Origin of the sequence: Pseudoalteromonas sp. BSi20495, assembly GCF_000241185.1 — a bacterium.
Classification (GTDB): domain Bacteria; phylum Pseudomonadota; class Gammaproteobacteria; order Enterobacterales; family Alteromonadaceae; genus Pseudoalteromonas; species Pseudoalteromonas fuliginea.
Genome location: NZ_BADY01000054.1, coordinates 110,896 through 130,764, shown reverse-complemented (window position 1 = coordinate 130,764; position 19,869 = coordinate 110,896). Strand labels below are relative to the sequence as shown.

The 19,869-nt window shown below is 42.1% G+C and carries 12 protein-coding genes; 4 read left to right on the top strand and 8 right to left on the bottom strand.

Annotation, left to right across the window (positions count from 1 at the left end; translation table 11 throughout):
* Window positions 1–43: 43 nt before the first annotated feature.
* Window positions 44–2,875, bottom strand: coding sequence for a TonB-dependent receptor (locus P20495_RS12465; RefSeq protein WP_008135549.1), 2,832 nt, complete (start codon window positions 2,873–2,875; stop codon window positions 44–46).
* 548 nt (window positions 2,876–3,423) lie between these two features.
* Between P20495_RS12465 and P20495_RS12470 the strand changes: the two genes are divergently transcribed.
* From P20495_RS12470 to P20495_RS20435, 3 genes are all read left to right on the top strand, one after another.
* Window positions 3,424–4,383 carry a glycoside hydrolase family 43 protein gene (locus P20495_RS12470; protein WP_008135548.1) on the top strand — a complete coding sequence of 320 codons (960 nt, stop codon included), beginning with the start codon at window positions 3,424–3,426 and terminating at the stop codon, window positions 4,381–4,383.
* Between the two features lie 285 nt (window positions 4,384–4,668).
* On the top strand, window positions 4,669–8,097 hold the full coding sequence (locus P20495_RS12475; protein ID WP_008135546.1) for a LamG-like jellyroll fold domain-containing protein: 3,429 nt from the start codon (window positions 4,669–4,671) through the stop codon (window positions 8,095–8,097).
* Between the two features lie 137 nt (window positions 8,098–8,234).
* A complete protein-coding gene (locus P20495_RS20435) occupies window positions 8,235–8,519 on the top strand; it encodes a hypothetical protein (RefSeq protein WP_008135544.1) in 285 nt (94 codons plus the stop codon).
* A 383-nt stretch (window positions 8,520–8,902) separates the two neighbouring features.
* On the opposite strand, the gene P20495_RS12480 is transcribed toward P20495_RS20435, so the two are convergent.
* The 7 genes from P20495_RS12480 to P20495_RS12510 form a co-directional block, all read right to left on the bottom strand.
* Entirely contained in the window at window positions 8,903–10,873 is a 1,971-nt protein-coding gene (locus tag P20495_RS12480; RefSeq protein WP_008135543.1) for an RICIN domain-containing protein, read from the bottom strand.
* On the bottom strand, window positions 10,845–12,812 hold the full coding sequence (locus P20495_RS12485) for a glycoside hydrolase family 97 protein (protein WP_008135541.1): 1,968 nt from the start codon (window positions 12,810–12,812) through the stop codon (window positions 10,845–10,847). The genes P20495_RS12480 and P20495_RS12485 overlap by 29 nt, the downstream gene beginning before the upstream one ends.
* Complete coding sequence (locus tag P20495_RS12490) at window positions 12,812–14,023, bottom strand: aldose epimerase family protein (protein ID WP_033015491.1); 1,212 nt, start codon at window positions 14,021–14,023, stop codon at window positions 12,812–12,814. The genes P20495_RS12485 and P20495_RS12490 overlap by 1 nt, the downstream gene beginning before the upstream one ends.
* A gap of 72 nt (window positions 14,024–14,095) precedes the next feature.
* Complete coding sequence (locus P20495_RS12495; protein WP_008135538.1) at window positions 14,096–14,686, bottom strand: beta-phosphoglucomutase family hydrolase; 591 nt, start codon at window positions 14,684–14,686, stop codon at window positions 14,096–14,098.
* 93 nt (window positions 14,687–14,779) lie between these two features.
* Window positions 14,780–16,279 carry an L-arabinose isomerase gene (gene araA / locus P20495_RS12500; protein WP_008135536.1) on the bottom strand — a complete coding sequence of 500 codons (1,500 nt, stop codon included), beginning with the start codon at window positions 16,277–16,279 and terminating at the stop codon, window positions 14,780–14,782.
* Between the two features lie 22 nt (window positions 16,280–16,301).
* The gene (locus P20495_RS12505) at window positions 16,302–17,003 is read right to left on the bottom strand and encodes an L-ribulose-5-phosphate 4-epimerase (protein ID WP_008135535.1); all 702 of its coding nucleotides are present in this window, start codon (window positions 17,001–17,003) and stop codon (window positions 16,302–16,304) included.
* Window positions 17,000–18,652: a ribulokinase gene (locus P20495_RS12510; RefSeq protein WP_008135534.1), complete on the bottom strand. Its 1,653-nt coding sequence runs from the start codon at window positions 18,650–18,652 to the stop codon at window positions 17,000–17,002. Before P20495_RS12510 ends, P20495_RS12505 begins: the two co-directional genes overlap by 4 nt.
* Window positions 18,653–18,890: 238 nt before the next feature.
* Here P20495_RS12510 and tal point away from each other — a divergent pair, with 238 nt between their 5' ends.
* On the top strand, window positions 18,891–19,844 hold the full coding sequence (gene tal, locus P20495_RS12515) for a transaldolase (protein ID WP_008135533.1): 954 nt from the start codon (window positions 18,891–18,893) through the stop codon (window positions 19,842–19,844).
* The last annotated feature ends 25 nt before the right edge of the window (window positions 19,845–19,869 follow it).

The window sequence follows — 19,869 nt, the reverse complement described above, 5'->3', positions numbered from 1 at the left end:
AAACCCAGTATTACGTGGGGTTTTACTTTATTGATTTTAAACTTTAGAAAGAATAACGGGCACCAATTGCAAAGGTACGCGAATAAATACCGCTACCAAAGTTATAGATGTTTTCATTACCTTCACCGTAATAACTTTGATACACATCATCTAAAATATTAGTCGCATCAAATGTCACGACAAAGTCGTCCGTTACATCATAACTAAATTGGAAATCTAAACTTTGCTCTGGGCGACTCCAAAACTGTAATGGGTTAGCAAAAATTGCCGCTTCGTTACCTGTGTAGAACTCAGAGCGCCACACATAGGATAAGCGCATATCAAACGACTCACGTTCATAAATACCCACCACACTATAAGATTGCTCAGAGACACCTGCCATTTTTGAATCAACATAGCCGGTTATATTACCCGCAGAGTCAAACTCTGGGGTATCTTGCGATGAATCAAGCAGTGTAAAACTGGCTTGTAAACCAACCCCTTCTAGTACATCAGGTAAACCTTCTGGGAAGTAAACTAGACCAAGTTCTAAACCAGATAGCTCACCGTTTGAGGCATTAACTGGCGCACTAAGAACATAAGGACGAGTCACGCCATCGTCGCCTTCGCGTACGACTGTTTTACGCCCCGGAATAACCAGACCTTCGATTTCACGTTTAAAGTATGCGCCATACAATGAACTTGATTCTGCAAAGTACCACTCTAATGAGGTATCATAATTTTTAGATTCTGTTGGCTGTAAATCTGGATTACCACCATTACCTGTACCATAAGTGGCACCTTCGGTGAGAGGATCAAACCAGTATTGCAACGCATTTAAATCTGCGAAATTTGGCATGCGTAGCGTTTCAGTATAAGAAACACGGCCAACAAGATCATCGGTAATATTCCAGTTTAATACTAAGCTAGGTAGCACTTTACTAACATCAGCAGTAGCAGAGCTACTTTCAAATACATTGGTATTTGCGCCAACTTCAGCGGTAAATTGCATGTCTTGTTTATATTCAACATAACGTACACCAAATTCACCGCTGATGTTTTCTGTTAAGAAAAAGTTAGTTGTAGCGTATAACGCATACGAGTTTTCTTCAATGTCAAAGGTTTTATACACATCTTCTGCATCCAAGTTATATACACTTCGAACTGCACTGGCGTTATCAAGCATATAACCACCGTCAGCAGTGACGAAGCTATGAAATGTATCAGCTCGACCATCAAAGTAATCATCAACTTGGAATACAATACCAGAGCCATCGCCTGCAGCGCCCGCGGCACCAAGCTGTTGGATTAAGCTCTCAACGCTGGTATTTGCAATTCCGCTATCTTGTGCGCGAGTAAACTCTTCAGCGGTGCGTTTTTCGTAACGGCCACCAAATTTTACTTTATCGAAAAAGTTACCGCCTACAAGGTACTCAGCATCAAAGGTAAATGTTGTTGAATCACCGCGGTTACCACCACCATTATCATAAACTGTTCCCGCATTCCAATTTTGTATTGCGGCCATATCGGCCTCATTTACAGCTGTATTAAGATCATCCCTAAATGCGATACCTGGAACGCCATCTTTGTCGTTAAAATCAACATCCAGTCCGGTTGCAACACGATCAAAGCGCATTGCAAAAAAGTCTGTTTCATACTCACTTTCTTGGTAAACAACCTCAGTGTTTATGGTTAAATAGTCACTGGCTTGCCATTGTGCGCCAAGTGCATATAAATAGCTGTCTGTTTTACCGTAAGAGAAATCGCCACTTTGGAAGCCACCCGCATTTATTGCTTGCTTCTCTTTAACGACGTTAGTGCCGTCAAAAATCGTAGGTGTTTCAATATTACCATTACCATTTTCAAAGGTATTTGAAAACCACATCGCATTTTGTGATTCGTTTTCATAGCCGGTATAAAAACCTTCTGCAGTTATTTCAAGGGTATCAACGGGTGCCCATTGTAACGAGATTGAAGCCGCAGGGCGTTTACGTAAGCCAGTAAATGAAGTACCAAAGATCGCATCTCGAGCGATTAAATACTCTGTTGGCTCACCTTCAACATTCAATGTTGAACCCGGTGTGTTTGGTAGACCATTTTCCAGCCCAGGTTGCCAAATTTGACTGCCTTGTGAATCAAACTCAGGAATACGCGAATACGGTGAATACATCGATTGCGGGTTATTGGTAAAAAATGGAAAAGCAGCACCGGCAGTTATTGTATCATCACGATAATGAGTCTCTGAGTACGACACATTAAACAGTGCTCCAAACTCACCCGCGCCATCTATTTCCCAGCGATTACTTAACAATGCACTCACATTTGGGTCAACTTTATCAGGCTGATCAGAGTATATGCCGCGAGCAGCTAAAACAACTTTTTGACCATCAAAGTTAAACGGACGATTGGTTTTAATATCAATAGAGCCAGCAATACCACGCTCAACTTGGTCCGCAGAACGGGTTTTATAAACTGTTACGCCTGATAATAAACTTGCAGGGATATCTTGTAGTGCTACATCACGTCCTGCACCAGTAAAAATATCTCGGCCGTTAACTGTGGTATGCACATCAGTCAAACCACGAATTGAGACTTGGCTTACTTCACCAGCACCACGGCCGGTGGTTTGTACACCCGTTACCCTTTGCAAGGCTTCAACAACATTGTTATCAGGAAATTTACCAATATCTTCAGCTATGATTGAATCCACAATTTGTGTGCTAAAACGTTTTTCTGCAAGTGCTTTATTTAAGCTACCGCGAATACCCTGAACTTGAATTACTTCTAAGGAATCATCTTCTGCTGCGGGGCTATTATTCTCTGCTTCTTGAGCAAAAGACAATTGGCAAGTAAGAGCCAATATAACGGCGCTAGCTGTGTGTGTTCGATTAATCATTAGCGATGTTCTCCAGTTTATTTTTATCGCGATCACCAAGAATGTATGGTTCTTGTAAATCGATGAGCGACCCTTTTCAACGAAAAGGGTAGTACAGGCAGCACGCTGAATTAGTCTCTATTTATTATGTTAATACATTGCTGCCCGAACTTTGATAGTATTGTATGATTATTTAACAGTCAACATCAATAAAGCACTTTTCGTTAACTACCCCACAAAAGAAGGTGATTCTCATTTGTATTAATAGTAAAGCTAACTTTTCCGAACACTCAACAGCATTCAGTGAATTAATTAATAACCAATAAAATCAAATAATAAGTAAAAATAACTGATTGTGCGTGGATATTCAATTTCGCTTATTAAGCTGAAAATAAACGATGATATCAATAACATTCTATTTACGTGCTCAAATATAATGCTACTATAAATAAAATACTATAATACAAATAAGCTTTTTGACTGACTTAGCTCACTCTAAGCATTAATAGTAAGAGCTAATTAAACTAATGAAATAGTTAGCTTTTATTTTCATTACCATGAGGATTCTTATGTTTAAATTTAGCTCTCTAGCATTACCTATTTTACTTACTAGTGGCTTGGCCATGGCACAAAACCCGCTATTTACCGATGAATTCACATCAGATCCTGCCGCATTTGTCCATAAAGATACCGTATATCTTTACACGGGTCATGATGAAGCACCAAATAATGATGTTTTCTTTGAGATGCATGATTGGCTTGCCTTTTCCTCAGCCGATATGGTGAATTGGAAAAAACACGGCACTATAATGAAAGCTACCGATTTTAAGTGGGCTAAAGGCGATGCGTGGGCAGCGCATATGATTGAACGCAACGACACTTTTTATTTCTTCACCACTGTACGTCACGATGAAACAAAACCTGGTTTTGCAATTGGTGTAGCCACCTCTACATCTCCTACTGGGCCATTTAAAGATGCTATCGGCCATGCCCTGGTCACCGATGATATGACTAAACATACACCAAATGATTGGGACGATATTGATCCGGCTATCTATGAAGAAGAAAACGGCGATACCTACCTATTTTTTGGTAACTTAGTGCCTAAATATGTAAAGCTTAGTGACGACTTACTCAGCTTGGATGGCGAAATTAAAACCATTGATTTACCAAACTTTACCGAAGCACTGTGGGTTCATAAAAAAGATGAATACTATTATGTTTCTTATGCATGCGAATTCCCTGAAAAAATCTGCTATGCAATGAGCAAAAGTATTCATGGGCCTTGGCAGTACAAAGGTATTCTCAATGAGATTGCTGGTAACAGCGAAACTAACCACCAATCAATTATCGAATTTAAAGGTAAAAGTTACTTTATTTACCATACCGGTGCTGTACCACCTAAAGATGGCAAGCCAAGTGGCGGACGTTTTCGTCGCTCGGTGGCAATAGAGCCACTTAATTACAATGCCGATGGTACATTACAACGCATAATTATGACTACTGAGGGTGTTTTTAAGCCTCAGTAAAGAATTTTTGCCTAGTAACATTAGTTACTGGGAAAATTGAAACGATTTTTTAGGGCTGAAGAATCGTTTTTTAAATAAGGTAATAACTGCTTTATTTAAAAATTAAAGGTGTTGAAATAAACACAAGCTTACAATTTAATTACTTTATTGATTTTATTTTTCCAATTACATTAATATTATAAAATTATAATAAAGAATTAAGAATGAACTTTTATGCAAGTTTTTAGTACTTGTCGGATTAACCAATAAACAAATATAACTATCTCATTCAACAGGACACATAAAATGAAACTTAATCAAATAGCTGTCGTAATAGGCTGCGCTTTTGCAATTACAGGCTGTGGTTCAGACGGTAACTCAGCACCTGAAGCTGTATTAGCTTCGCAACCTACAGTAACTGCTAAGCCGACACTAAATAGCAGTGTAGAATTTAATGACAACGGGAATGTTGCAGTTACTAATGTTGCTGTACATGATCCATCAGTGTTAAAAGTCGATAATACGTATTATATTTTTGGCTCTCACTTAGCAGCCGCTAAATCAACCGACTTAATGAACTGGGAAATGATTTCAAGTTTATCAGCAAATAGTGCTGTAAACGAAAGTCCCCTTTTTGATTTTAATTACACAGGTGAAATCTCAGAAGGCATCGAATGGACCGATGGCTTCACTGGTAACTGGGCTGCTGACGTAGTGCAATCGCCAAATGGTAAGTTCTGGTTTTATTACAATCACTGTGCACAAGACAATCCCGATACACCCGATGTATTCGATGAAGTATGCTGGAACCGCTCATACTTAGGCCTTGCAGAAGCTGATAATATTGAAGGCCCATATAAAAATAAAGGCGTATTTTTACGCAGTGGCTATCGCAACGATGAAGAGTTTGCACAGTATCCTCTAGGTAACGGCCAAACAACATGGAATGGCGCCGTTGATCCTAATGCCATTGACCCCGCAGCTTTTTATGCTAAAGACGGCAGTTTTTGGATGGTATACGGTTCATACTCAGGTGGCATATTTGTACTGGCAATGGATGAAACAACGGGTAAACCGCAGGCAGGCCAAGGTTACGGAACTAAGTTAGTTGGGGGTGACTTTAGGGCTATCGAAGGGGCTTTTGCTATGTATAGCCCTGAAAGCGATTATTACTACCTGTTTTATTCTGTGGCAGGATTTGCTGCAAACGATGGATATAACGTACGTGTTGCACGTTCAAAAGCGCCACAAGGTCCCTATTTAGATAACGCAGGCAATGATATTTCAACTATTGCAGGCCTTGAAATCGGTGAAAAACTCATAGGTGGTTTTGAATACACCCAAGAGCTTGGTGAAACAGCTCCGGCATGGGGTTATCAGTCACCAGGTCATAACTCCGCTTACTATGATGAAGCTACTGGCAAACATCTATTTGTAACTCATACTCGCTTCCCATTGAGTTCATCAGAATTTCCAAACAATGCTGAAGCGCACCAAGTTCGTAGCCATGAAATGTTTATCAACCAGCTCGGTTGGCCGGTACTATCACCACAACGCTATGTGCCACTAGATGGTGACAATGTGCTAACGCTTGACGAAATTCAAGGTTATTACAAGTTCATAAACCATGGCACAGGTGTAAACACCAGCGCCATTCGCTCAAGCTACATTGCGCTTAATGCTGATAACTCAGTAACAGGTAGTGATACCGGTACTTGGTATCCTAGTGATGACAGTAATACCAATATAAAACTCGTTTTAGAGTCTCGTACTTACTTTGCTGTAGCAAAATGGCAATGGGATGATGCAAACAAAGCATTAGTACCTACCCTTTCGGGTGTTTCTGCTGAAGGTGCAACGGTATGGGCAACAAAAGTTGATGATATAACCGCTACAAATGATATTTTAGCTACTGTTGTGCAAGCTTTGGATATTAAAACCGAATTAAGCATTGCGGATGAAGGTTATTCATTACCTACACTTGCTAAAGATGGCGCACAGATCAGCTGGCAAAGTAGTGACGAATATTACATTGGGAGTGACGGTACAGTATTTATCCCCACCCCTGATCGTGGCAATAAATCAGTTGTATTAACAGCTAACATTGAACTCAACGGGCAAACTACTAGTAAGACCTTTACGGTAAACTTAACTGCGCGCCCAGAATTTAAAAATGCGATTGCTCACTATTCATTTGAAAATGCCCTGACCGATGATTTAGGTAATTTAGCAACGGCCACAACCACGGACAATAACTTACTAAACACAGGTGCAGGTGTTGAAGCTTATGCTGCAGGTAAAGCAGGTCAAGCCTTCAGTTTTAATGGTGCAACAGGGGTAAGATTACCTGATAACTTAGTAACGACAGCGCAGTACACTATTTCTTATTGGTTAAAACCAACGGTATTAACTGACTTTACACCATCGTTCTTTGCAGCAACAACCGCAGATAGATGGATGAGCTTGATCCCTGGTAACACCCATTTCACCACCACGCCGATGTTGTGGAGTAAATATTTAGATGACGCAGGTGTTGAACAATGGAACCAAATCATTTCAGCAACACCCGCTCCTCTTGACTGGACTCATGTTGCTATTACTTATGCTAACGGCGAAGCTAAACTTTATCGCGATGGTACTCTCGCAGGCTCCATGCCGCGCGCTGATTTTTTCAGTAGCGCAACTGGTAACTTTGCACTTGGCGTTAACTATGGCTGGGATTTACCATTCCAAGGTGAAATTGACGAACTAATTGTGTATGACTATGCACTAGGTAACTTGGATATTAATGCTGCGGCAATTAATAACTTAACTGATCCAACTACATTTGCAGGCTTTGTAAAAGAAGCCCTTGATTTAGGTGATACAACGGCTATCCGTGAAAGCTTTACCTTACCGCGTGTTGGGCCATTTGTGTCTGGCATTAACTGGACATCAAATAACGAAGAGTATTTAAAACCAGTAAATGGCACAGCCATTGTGACCCAACCAAGTGCCCTTGCTGGTGACCAAATAGTGACACTGACTGCAACTATTAACTATAAAGGTTTTTCAGATACTAAAACCTTTGATGTCACGGTTAAATCACTCGCACCTGCACAATATAGTTTTGAAGGTGATTTAGCAGAACTTGAAGGCGCCTACGAGACAGGTAAATCAACTGGAAACCGTATTGATAATCAAGGTGGAGCGGTCACCTTTACTGACGGCATTATTGGCCAAGCGGTACATCTAGATGGCACCACTGGGGTAAGATTACCTGATAACCTGATCACCACCAATGACTATTCAATTTCATTGTGGTTAAAACCAGATGTATTTACAAGCTACACCACTGTATTCTTTGCTGGTGCTAATTCATCTACATGGTTGAGCTTAGTACCTTCAATGGATGGCACGAATAAAACGCGTCTATGGGGTACTGCCGGTGCATTCTTTGATAATGGCGAGCTTGATACCCGTATTCCACAAGGTCAATGGACTCATTTAGTTATGACAGTAGATGGTAGTAACGGTAATACCTTAAAAATCTACGTTAACGACGAACTAAAACTTGATACGGCAGGCTTCCCTCGTGTGTTTACAGTCGCTGGTGAAACCAATGAGTTTGCACTTGGTGTTAACTATTGGGATACCCCATACAACGGCGCAATTGATGAGCTAAAAGTATTCAGTGGTGCAATTGACGCTGACGCGATAAAAGCATTGTTCGATGCTGCAACAGCCGCTGAGTAAGCATTATTTGTTGAGGTACACCTCAGATTAAAAAATGTTGTAAGAGCCGAGTGAAAACTCGGCTTTTTTTTCTAAATAATTAAAGGATCTGTCCCTTCACCGATAACAGGCTATCTTTATCTATCAAGCAAATTAGTATGAGCCTTAATCCACTATCAACAAGTTTAACTATCAAAAACCAAACCAATAACACTCAAGAGGTAGCGACGGATAAAGGGTATAAGTTAACATCAACAGAAATAGATAAACTCTCAGGGCGAGCAGCACAGCAAATTGCTGAGCAAGATAAGAATAATGATTTACCTGAGTATATTCAAAAAATGATTGAGCAACTTGAAAGACTCAAACAGCAACTAGAGCAAGCTAAAGAACAACTGAGCAAATTACAAGCGCAACAAAATCAAGATGATGAAACTGTATAAGCGCAAGTAGAAATGCAAGCTAAAATGATGATGGAGCTGCAAACGCAAATGATGACCTTGAGCCAATCCATCGCGAAGCCATGAAAGATGCCGGTGTTAGCGATCGAGGAGTACTACTGAGTGCCATAGCATGATGCTGATTCGTCACTTTAGAGCACTTAACTTCTCTGTGCTCTGCCTTTCTCTTGGGATATTTTGTATACCCCTTGCCAATGGTGTTTAATATATCTTTAACAACATTGAAGAATAACAATACCGAAAGCCGCTATAGCTTGAGTATTTACCCTTAAATCATCTTATACCATTGCACTTAAATCTTTTAGCGCAGATAAAAAGCCACTAACAAAGTAGTGGCTTGGTGAGAGTCGAACGTTTATTTACATTTACTTTGGTTCGCGTAAATGGAAAATCTGGCACTTATTACCTAAATCAGGTTGTTGTGCAAAATTAGTTTTATCGGCAAGGCCGCAATCACTTAAACCAAGCGCTTGATTTGTGTAACGGTTGATCAACATCACTCCGCCACCATCTACTGGTGCGATTCGCCATTGCGCTGTTTTAGTTTCACACGAAGCCATTTCAACATTGGCACCGGGTACTAAGGCATTGTTTGCCACCGCGGCGCAATAATCACTTTCAAGGTCTTGTTTTAAAGCAACGTAACCAGTATCTGTTGGTGCAAAAAACCACTGTTGGGCATCGCTATGAGTAAACGCTTGTTGCTCAACATTCGTGCCTGCTTTAACAGTACCTGCAACGCTCATCGCTTTACCGCTTTGTTGGCTCATTACTGCCACGCTGCCAACTGGTTGTAATTGCCAGTCACCACATGCCGTGTCTTTGCCTTGTTGTAACACTGCTTGATTTTGTGCGGCTGAACACCCTGCTACGGCTAATGGTTTTTCAGTGTAACGGTTCGTAATGGTGACATTTCCATCAGTACTTGGGCCAACTTTCCATTGTTGGCAGAAGTTGTTACGCCATGCCGCAGATTGCGTTTTCGCATTATCAGCATCGCTACAATTAGCCAACTCTAAAAACTTGCTGTCTTCGCGATTTGCTAAACGGACAAAGCCATCAGTAGTGGCATCTATCACCCACTGACCATTGGTTGCAGCACATTGGCGTTGCACAGCACGCGCATCTTGAGGATCGGCTGCAATGTCTAAACACAAACCGCTAGTTGCATTTACTAGGTTATAACGCTGACCTTGAACACGAGTAACCAGTGGTCCGTATTCGCCAGATGGCGGAGCTACTTCAACACCCGGTGTTACAGGTTTTGCAAAGTTTGGCGTGCCATTATCATTCCAAGTGAATTTTTGCGCACGTAAAGAACGTGTGGCACTACAACCATGTTCGACTGAGTCATTGCCGTGATATACCAGCCAATCTTCACTGCCATCTGGAGAAGTGAAGAAACCATTGTGACCAGGGCCAAATACTTCAGTGGTACGTTCAAATACTGGTTGATCAAACTTTTTCCAGCTCTTTGCATCAAGCGGATCATCACCAACAAGTTCTAACATCCCTAACTTATAATCTGGCGTGTTACAAAAGCTTGCTGAGTAAGTCATAAACGTGCGACCGTTATGCTGTAGAATTTCAGCACCTTCGGTTACCTTACGTCCGCTGATCTCCCAATCAAGTTCAGGACGTGTGATCACAGTATTTGGCGTGCCTTTTTTCAGCGTCCATGGGTTTTCCATTTCAGCAATAATATTAAGCTGTTGATCGCCCTGCCACTGTGAATAAATAACATAGAGTTTATCTTTGTAGCTTAAATAGTTACCATCAATATTCCATACGTCAGGCATGAGCGCGCCTTTGTACTCATACGGGCCCATTGGGTCGTCACCAGCACTTTCTAATACATTAAGGTGCTGGTTATCTAATGTGCCATCAGTGCCGGCTGTGTACATCATGTACCAACGGTAGCCATCAGGGCCTTTAACACGATGAAATTCGAACGCCCAAAAGTTACAACAGCGAGCAGGATCGGTCGCTGACCATACATTTACTGGGGTTGCATCGGCAAGTCCGGCTAAAGTCGGTGACTTACGCATTACCAACTCAGATGTCCATGTTGTTGTAGTCAGGTAATAGTTACCATCCCAGTACTCAAGCCATGGATCGGCACCATTTGGAAACAGTGGATTAGTGAACACGCCATCGTCTTGCGTGGGTGCTTTGGCGCTCGTAATTGGCGCCTTATCTGCTGTTTTTTGTGTGTCTGCGCTAGTTGTAGATTCACAACCACTAAGCGAGCTTAAAGACAAAGCAAATAAGCCTACAAGACCAGGTGCTTTAGCTGTACGCTTTAACTTAGTGCGCAAGTGATGTTGTACATTCATTGTTGTTATCACCCTTAGTTATTATAACAAACCCACTATTGGGGTTTAATTTTATAGAAAGCTGTTTTGAGTCGAGCTGTTGCGTCTCAACCTCTGTTAATTTTTTACCTGCGCTTAGCAGCTGTGCTGAGTTAAAGTTGCTAAAACTTAACTCAATATCTAGCGTAATAGCTTTATCTTCAGCATTGATCCCTGCTATATACCAGTTGCAACCACGGCGCCTTGCCATTACCACATGCTTACCAGGGCTGCCTTGCAATAGCCGTGTTTCGTCCCATACTGTTGGCAACGATTGTAAATAGGTTTTAACTGGTGCTGACACCTTTGCCATTTGCTCAGGGGTCGTAACTAAGTGCTGAACCCCAGAGGTAAATAAAATAGGCAACGCGAGCTGAAAGGCATTATTGGTTTTGCGTTCAATATTAGGAATATCGCCAAGTACCATAGGTGTAAAATCCATTGGATCAAACACGTTACGAGTAAACACTAAGGTGGCGGCATGTTGTGCTTCTTTATCAGCAAAGGCTTGGAAGAAACTGATCATCTCAAAACCCTTTACGGCTTCGGAGGTCATTAAATTAGGATACGTTCGCTGTAGCCCCCGTGGTAAGGTGGTACCATGAAAATTGACCATTAACTGATACGCTGCGGCGTCTTGCAATATTGCTTCGTAATACGCCATCACCGATGAGCCATCACCTGGGAAGAAGTCAACTTTAATGCCTTTAATCCCTAAAGCTTGCAGTTTAGTAAAATGTTTTATGCGATCAGCGCGAGTCAGTAATGCACTTTTAGGCGAGTAAACCGTGTTGTTCCAAGCGCCTGATGAGTTATACCAAACCCATAAATCAACATTTTTTTGCTTAGCATAAGTTGCCAACTGATGGATGTTATCCCAACCTATTTTTTGATCCCAATCCGCATCAATCAATACATATTGCCAGTGCATATCTGCTGCATAGTCAATAAACTGCTTTTGCACAGGGAAGGTTGTAAAGTCATCTTTTAGTAAGCCCCAGCTCCATGCAGCGATGCCGGGTTTAATAAAATCAGTATTGCTTAATTGATTAGGGCGAGCGATATCAGTACCCAGAGTCGATTGCGTAATAGTTTGCAATGAGCCTATCGTTAATATGCGCCACGGCGATAATAATGGCAAAATATGCTCAGGTAAGTAGCCACCGTTGCTGATAACTTCACGGGCATCTGGAAAACGTACCTGAAACTGCCCTTCGCTATTATTCGTTAAATTGGTACCACTGTAGTAATCAGCACCACCGGCCTCAGATACTAAAATATACTGTTGTTGGTGTTTAAATAACGCAGGATAAACCCAGCCATTATTGGTTACCCCTGGTGTATTCAATGGCGCTGCTTGTAAATATTCTTCTTCATAAGAAGGGTTAGTATTCATCCAGCCAGATTGTGCTTCGGCCTTAGGCTGCAACCACGCAACTGTTTCAGCTGGAAAGTTAAACCCTGTTTGTTCACTCATTACCACTCGTGTATCTGTGGTTTTGCCGGCTAACTCATAGCGAAAAGCAACCCCATCATTACTGACTTGAAAGCGAATATTCAGTGCTTGGTCTTGCTGATTAGTCACGCTAACAACCGTGCTGTTAGCATGGTAATCAACCAACTGCTGCTTACCAGTAAAGAGCTGGTAGCTGTCATTTACTGTGGGCTGTTTTAAAACTGCAGCTAAGCTCAATCGCTTAGTAAAGTCAGTATTATTAAGCGTGATACCTAATAAAGAAGGCTCAATGACCTTATCGCTACGTGACTGTACTTGATAACTTAGCTGCCCTTGTTCATCTAAATCAACCAATACAGTTAACTGCTGATCCGGGCTGCGAATGGTCGCAACCTCAGTCGCTTGCGCCACAGTTGTTATCACTAAGGCTGCAAACAGCAGCCCTATTTGATTAACAACGTGCATTACTTAGTACCAAACTCATACACGATACGAGTTGAATAAACCTCACCAGGGAGCAGTGTCGTGCTTGGGAATGTTGGCTGATTAGGCGCGTCTGGGAAGTGCTGTGGCTCTAAACAAAAACCACTTCTTAATTTATGTACTAAACCAGAGGCTTGTTTACTGCTGCCATCTAAAAAGTTGCCCGAGTAAAACTGTACCGCTGGCTCTTCTGTATACACAGTCAAGGTACGCCCTGAGCTTGGTTCATACACATTAGCGGCTTCAATCAAGTTATGATTAGGCTTGTTTTTAAGTACAAAGTTATGGTCATAACCTTTGCCAAGCTTGAGCTGCTCATCATCGATATTAATTTCTTTGCCAATCGCTTTTGGATTTCTAAAATCAAACGGCGTACCCGCCACTTGCATCAACTCACCCGTTGGGATCAAACCGCCATCCACAGGAGTAATTGCATTTGAGTTAATTTGCATTTGGTGATCAAGAATATCGCCCTTACCTGCTAAGTTAAAATAGCTATGCTGGGTCATATTAATGATGGTGGGCTTATTGGTTTTTGCCACAAATTGCATATCTAGGGTATTTTTGTTGGTCAGTGTGTAGGTAACTTGTGTTGTAAGCTCTCCAGGGTAACCCTGGTCGCCATCAGGGCTCACTAAACTGAGAGTGACACCCGCACTGTTTTTTGTACTAAATGGCACCATAGTCCAGACTTTCTTATCAAAGCCCTGTACACCACCGTGCAAGTGGTTATCACCGTCATTTGTGGCTAACTGATAGTCGGTGCCATTTAAGCTAAATTTACCATTAGCAATACGGTTACCAAAGCGGCCAATGATCGCGCCAAAGTAAGTGGTTGCATTGGTATAATCTTCTAAGTTATCCAAGCCTAAAACAATGTTACCCATGTTGCCATTGCTGTCTGGCGTTTCGATGCGCGTTATGATGCCACCATAATTGATCACATCAACGCTCACACCATTGCTATTGGTTAAGGTTACTTGGTTGCTCGGAGTTTGATCTGCAAGCTTGCCATAAGCGTGCAGTAATGCAGAAGGTGAATTGCTCATATTGTCTCCTTGGTGAGCACACGCGGGGGTTAAGGCAATTCCAAAGGACACTGCCACTGCAAAGATACCGCGAGAGAATTTTTTAATAGATGCTGACGACTGATGAACCGCTGTTAGGCGCTGAGTTACACATTGCAATGACATACCAATAACCTTTTTATAATTGCATTTATACTTTTATAATACAATATGGTGGTAAATTGCAAATTTATTCGCCTAAGTTTTTAGTTGTATTTTGCCGTCTTTAACTAAAATACAGTCCATACCTGCCGCCGCTGCTGCCTGATAACCTATTTGCGTGTCTTCAAACACCACACAATGATTTGGCTGAATACCAATTTGTTTGGCAACCGTTAAAAAGGTTTCTGGGTGTGGTTTACCGTGACGAACATCACTGGCCGTAACTAGCGCATCAATTTTATCGATTAACCAGGTATGAGTTAAATGGTCGATGGCATGTGCGCGATCTGCACCAGTACCTACACCAATTGGCATTTTGCCATGGTAATAATTTAATATATCGACTGTCTCAGTAATGATTTCTGGTTGCTGGTTTAAACCTAACCAAAATTGGTGTTTTTGCTGTGCAATTTCATCCGCATTATGGCTAAGGCCAAATTTTTCATTGAGAATATCAACGGTTGCAAGTGTTGGCACGCCACCTAAACCATACATATAGTCGTAGTCAAACGGATAGCCAAAAGCCTGACAGGTCAACTCCCAAGCTTGCAAATGTGCGCCCATCGAATCGATTAGCGTGCCATCCATATCAAAAATAATGCCTTGGTATTTTGTTAGATCTAGCATTGTTACTCCTAAAATTAAAAGCCCACAATAGCATAAGCCAGCGCAAGGCTGGCTTATGCAAACAACATATTATTGTCTACTTGCGCTATAAAATTATAAGCCGCGCTTTAGCATGTAATACGCTGCATTATGGCGTAGTTCTGTTTTGAAACCACGGATGCTGGTATCAGCATCGATGATCATGGTTTCAACGCCAGCCATTTCAGCAAAATCAACAATCATATCTGTAGTTACCGCTTGGCTGTATGCAGTGTGGTGTGCACCACCAGCATGGATCCACGCAGCAGACGCCACTGATAAGTTTGGTTTTGGTTCCCACAATGCTGACGCCACTGGTAAGTGTGGTAATTCAGCCGGTGGTGTTACCGTGTCTACTTCGTTAATTAAGATGCGGAAACGGTTACCCATATCAATGGGTGAAACGTTAATTGCCGCACCAGCTTTAGCAGTAAACAATAAACGACCCACATCACATTTCACACCGATGGTGTGCGTGTGAACTTCAAGGCGTGGTTTTTGCGCTGCAATTGATGGACACACTTCTAACATGTGAGCACCCAATACTTGGTCAGTATCACCCATGTTATAGGTGTAGTCTTCCATGAATGAACAACCGCCTTCACGGCCTTCACCCATTACTTTCATGATGCGGACCATAGCAGCTGTTTTCCAGTCGCCCTCGCCACCATAGCCGTAACCTTTCGCCATTAAGCGCTGAGTAGCAAGGCCCGGTAAACCTGATAAACCTGATAAATCTTCAAAACAGTTAGTGAATGCTTTAAAGCCACCTTTTTCTAAAAAGCGCTCCATTCCAAGCTCTAAACGTGCTTCGTTACGCAACATGGTTACTTTGTAATCATCTTGCAACGTTTCATCACTTATCACATAGTCAGTTTTGTATACTTCAAGCTGTGCATCTACTTCGGCATCAGTGACGGTATCAACAACTTTAACGAGCTCCGCTACGCCAAAGGCATGTACTTCATAACCAAACGTGATTTGTGCTGATACTTTGTTACCTTCAGTAACCGCAACTTGACGCATGTTATCGCCAAAACGTGCCACTTTAAGTGTTTGGCTTTCAGCCCAACCTTTAGCAGCGCGACACCAATCATCAATTTGCTTTTGTACGTCAGCGCGTTGCCAGTGACCTGCAACCACTTTACGCTCTTTGCGCATCACAGTGCCGATAAAACCAAATTCACGGTCACCGTGGGCACTTTGGTGCGTATTCATGTAGTTCATATCAATATCAGCCCACGGTAGCGCGGCATTGAATTGCGTATGAAGGTGTAACCATGGTTTACGTAACTCGTTTAATCCAGCAATCCACATTTTCGCTGGTGAGAACGTATGCATCCATAATACTAAACCCACACAGTTAGGATCGGTGTTGGCTGCTTGGCACACGGCATGAATTTCTTCAGGCGTTTTCACCGTTGGCTTGCATACTAGATTAACTGGTAAATTAGCTTCGCTATTTAAACCAGCCACAATTGCAGCGCTATTATCTGCAACAGTATTTAACACTTTTGGGCCATATAAATGTTGTGACCCAGTTACAAACCAAACTTCTTTCATTGACGACGGCATATATAAATTCCTCTTGTACTTGTTAGCCACGGTTACTTTGGCCGTAGTAGGCATCTTTACCGTGTTTTCTTAAATAATGTTTATCCATCACAGACTTCTTAAGTGCACCGGCATTTTGATCTAAGGTGCGAGTTAAATAAGCCATGCGAGCAATTTCTTCTAGTAGTGCAGCGTGATACACAGACTGCGCAGCATCTTTACCCCAAGTAAACGGTGCATGTCCTGCCACAATCACCATAGGTGCAGCTTTCGGATCACGGTCTTTATAAGCATCGGTAATTTGAATACCGGTCTCAAGCTCATAATCACCATTTACTTGCGCATCGGTTAATTCGCGGGTGCAGGTGATGTCACCGTGCACATAATCAGCGTGTGTAGTACCAAAACAAGGAATACTCTGCTTTGCTTGTGCCCATGCAGTGGCATACGTTGAATGAGTATGCGTTACGCCACCAATGTCATTAAAATGACGATACAAATGAATATGGGTTTTGGTATCCGAAGACGGGCGCATGCTGCCCTCAACGATGTTGTTTTCTAAATCAACAATCACCATGTCTTCTGCTTTCATTTGGTCATACGATACACCACTTGGTTTAATCGCAATCACGCCTTTGTCGCGATCAATTTGCGATACATTACCAAAGGTATAAATCACCAAAGCACGACGTTGTAATTCCATATTTGCTTCGAATACTTCGCGCTTTAATTCTGTGTAGCTCATGTTTTTGCTCCATCAACATACTGTGCTAACGCTTGATAGTTAGCATAGAGTTCGTTATAAACCGCAACCCGCTCTGGGTTAGGTAAATACTGATGACATACAGCAGAAGCCATAACTTGCTGAGCATCCGTCACTGTTGCATATTCACCCGCTGCCACAGCAGCCATAATTGCAGCACCAAGCGCACAGCTTTGCTCGCTTTCAAGTACGTCAATTGGGCAGTTCCATACATCAGCACAAGTTTGCATTACGTAATCAGATTTTTTCGAAATACCGCCAATCACAACCACTGACTCAATCGGTACGCCTTCACTTTGAAAGCGCTCAGTAATGGCGCGAGCGCCAAAGGCAGTCGCCTCAACTAATGCTTTAAAGAACTGCGGCGCATCAGTGCCCATTTTCATGCCTGTCATGGCCATTGCTACGCTTTGATCAGCATCAGGAGTGCGACGACCGTTGACCCAGTCAAGTGCCGTTACATCGGTATTTTTAACCGGTAACGCACTGGCCGCTTTTGATAAATCAACTAAAATTGAGTCTTCAATTTTGTTGACCAAGCTCTGCTCAACGTCGTTTAAATTTGTTAATTGGCGAGTCGGCCATAGCATCAGGTTTTTAAACCATGCATATAAATCACCAAACGCAGATTGCCCCGCTTCAAGGCCAATCATGCCTGGAATAACCGAGCCATCAACCTGGCCACAAATACCTTTTACGCACGTATCGCCAAGTTGTTGTTTTGAAGTAACCGTAATATCACAGGTAGATGTACCCATTACTTTAGTTAAAACACCCGGGCGCACATTGGCAGCAACCGCCCCCATGTGACAGTCAAATGCACCGTAACCTACAACTACACTCTGGGGTAAACCAAGTTTTTCAGCCCATTGCGGTGTTAATTTACCTGCGACTTGATCACTCGGTTGAGTTGTTGCGTTAAGCGTATCTACTACACCATCTAATAATGGGTCAATGTTGCTAAAGAAACTATTTGGTGGGAAACCACCCCATTGCTCATTCCACATTTGCTTGTGGCCTGTAGCACAACGACCCAGCGTTAATACTTCAGGGTTTGTGGTGCCACACATTAATGCCGTCATCCAGTCACAATGCTCTACCCACGAGTAAGTCGCCGCTTTTACAGCTGCATCGTCTCTGAAGATATGCAATGCTTTAGCCCAGTACCATTCTGACGAATAGATACCGCCCATATGTGAAAGATAGTTAATGTCGTTATTAGTTGCCGCATCGGTGATCTCATTCGCTTCTTTAATCGACGTATGGTCTTTCCAAAGAATGAACATAGCATTTGGATTTTCAGCAAATTCTTCAGTCAGCGCTAAAGGTGTGCCTTGGCTATTAATCGCCACTGGCGTTGAACCTGTGGTGTCAAAGCTCATACCAACAACGTTATCTGCAGTACCTGCTGGCACTTGTTGCCATAGACCATTTACAACCTCAATTAAGCTGTCGATATAATCTTGTGGGTGCTGGCGAAACTGGTCTTTACTCGGATCACAATATAAGCCTTGTGCCCAACGCGGATAATTTACTAAATGGCTAGCCAGCTCTTTACCTGTGGTAACATCAACAAGCAGTGCTCTTACTGAATCAGAGCCATAATCTAAGCCCAATGTATAACGAGACATAAATACCTTTCACTAATTGGATACTAACAATGTTAGTCATTACTGTTATTTGTATGATAATATCAATAATGACAGGTTGTAAAGGTATTATAAAAATATTATTAACAGATTAATTCTGAAATATTCGTGACACCTGTGCCCTTTAAACTAATGTTTTGCACTAATAAAGGGTTTAAACCATGTCACAAGCAATGCTAAAAGCCGTTAATTTATTTTGTATGATGAAAATAGGATGTCTATGTCTAGCCAATTAGAACAATTAAAAACCATGACCACTGTGGTTGCTGATACCGGTGATTTTGAAGCAATCGATCAATATAAGCCGCAAGATGCCACAACAAATCCATCGTTATTGCTCAATGCGATTAAAATTGAAAAGTACCGTCCACTGGCTGTTGAAGCCGTTGCTTGGGCTAAGCAACAAACCAATGACAATGCGCAAGTGATCAGTAAAGCCGCAGATAAGTTATCAGTATTGATTGGTGCAAACTTAATGGCGCAAGTGCCAGGTCTAGTATCTACTGAAGTCGATGCGCGCTTATCGTTTGATACGCAAGCAACTATTAATAAAGCGCTTGAGCTCGTTGCACTTTATAAAGAGCAAGACATTGATACATCACGGGTGTTGATCAAAGTAGCGTCAACATGGGAAGGTATTCAAGCGGCAAAAGTACTTGAGCAACAAGGTATTCGTTGTAACTTAACGCTGGTATTCGCGTTTGCTCAAGCACGTTCCTGTGCTGAGGTAGGTGCATACCTAATCTCACCATTCGTTGGTCGAATTCTTGATTGGTATAAAGCCAATAATGCTGATACCGACTTCAGTGGTGCTAACGATCCAGGCGTGCAATCAGTGACTCATATTTATGACTTTTTCAAAAAGCATGATTATAAAACCATCGTTATGGGCGCAAGTTTCAGAAACATCAACGAAATTCAACTACTAGCAGGCTGTGATAGACTAACTATCAGCCCTGGTCTATTGTCTGAGCTGGCAGCAACAGATGCGCCTTTAGTACGTCAACTTACTCCTACTACTGAGACAGTTGCGGCGCCTGAGCCTATGAGTGAGCAAGCTTTCCGCTGGGAAATGAACCAAGATGCAATGGCAACAGATAAACTAAGCCAAGGCATTCGTCAGTTTGCAATTGACCAAGAAAAGCTTGAAGCCATTTTAGCTGAGCTAGTCTAAATCATTAACTGATTGGGCTCTTGAT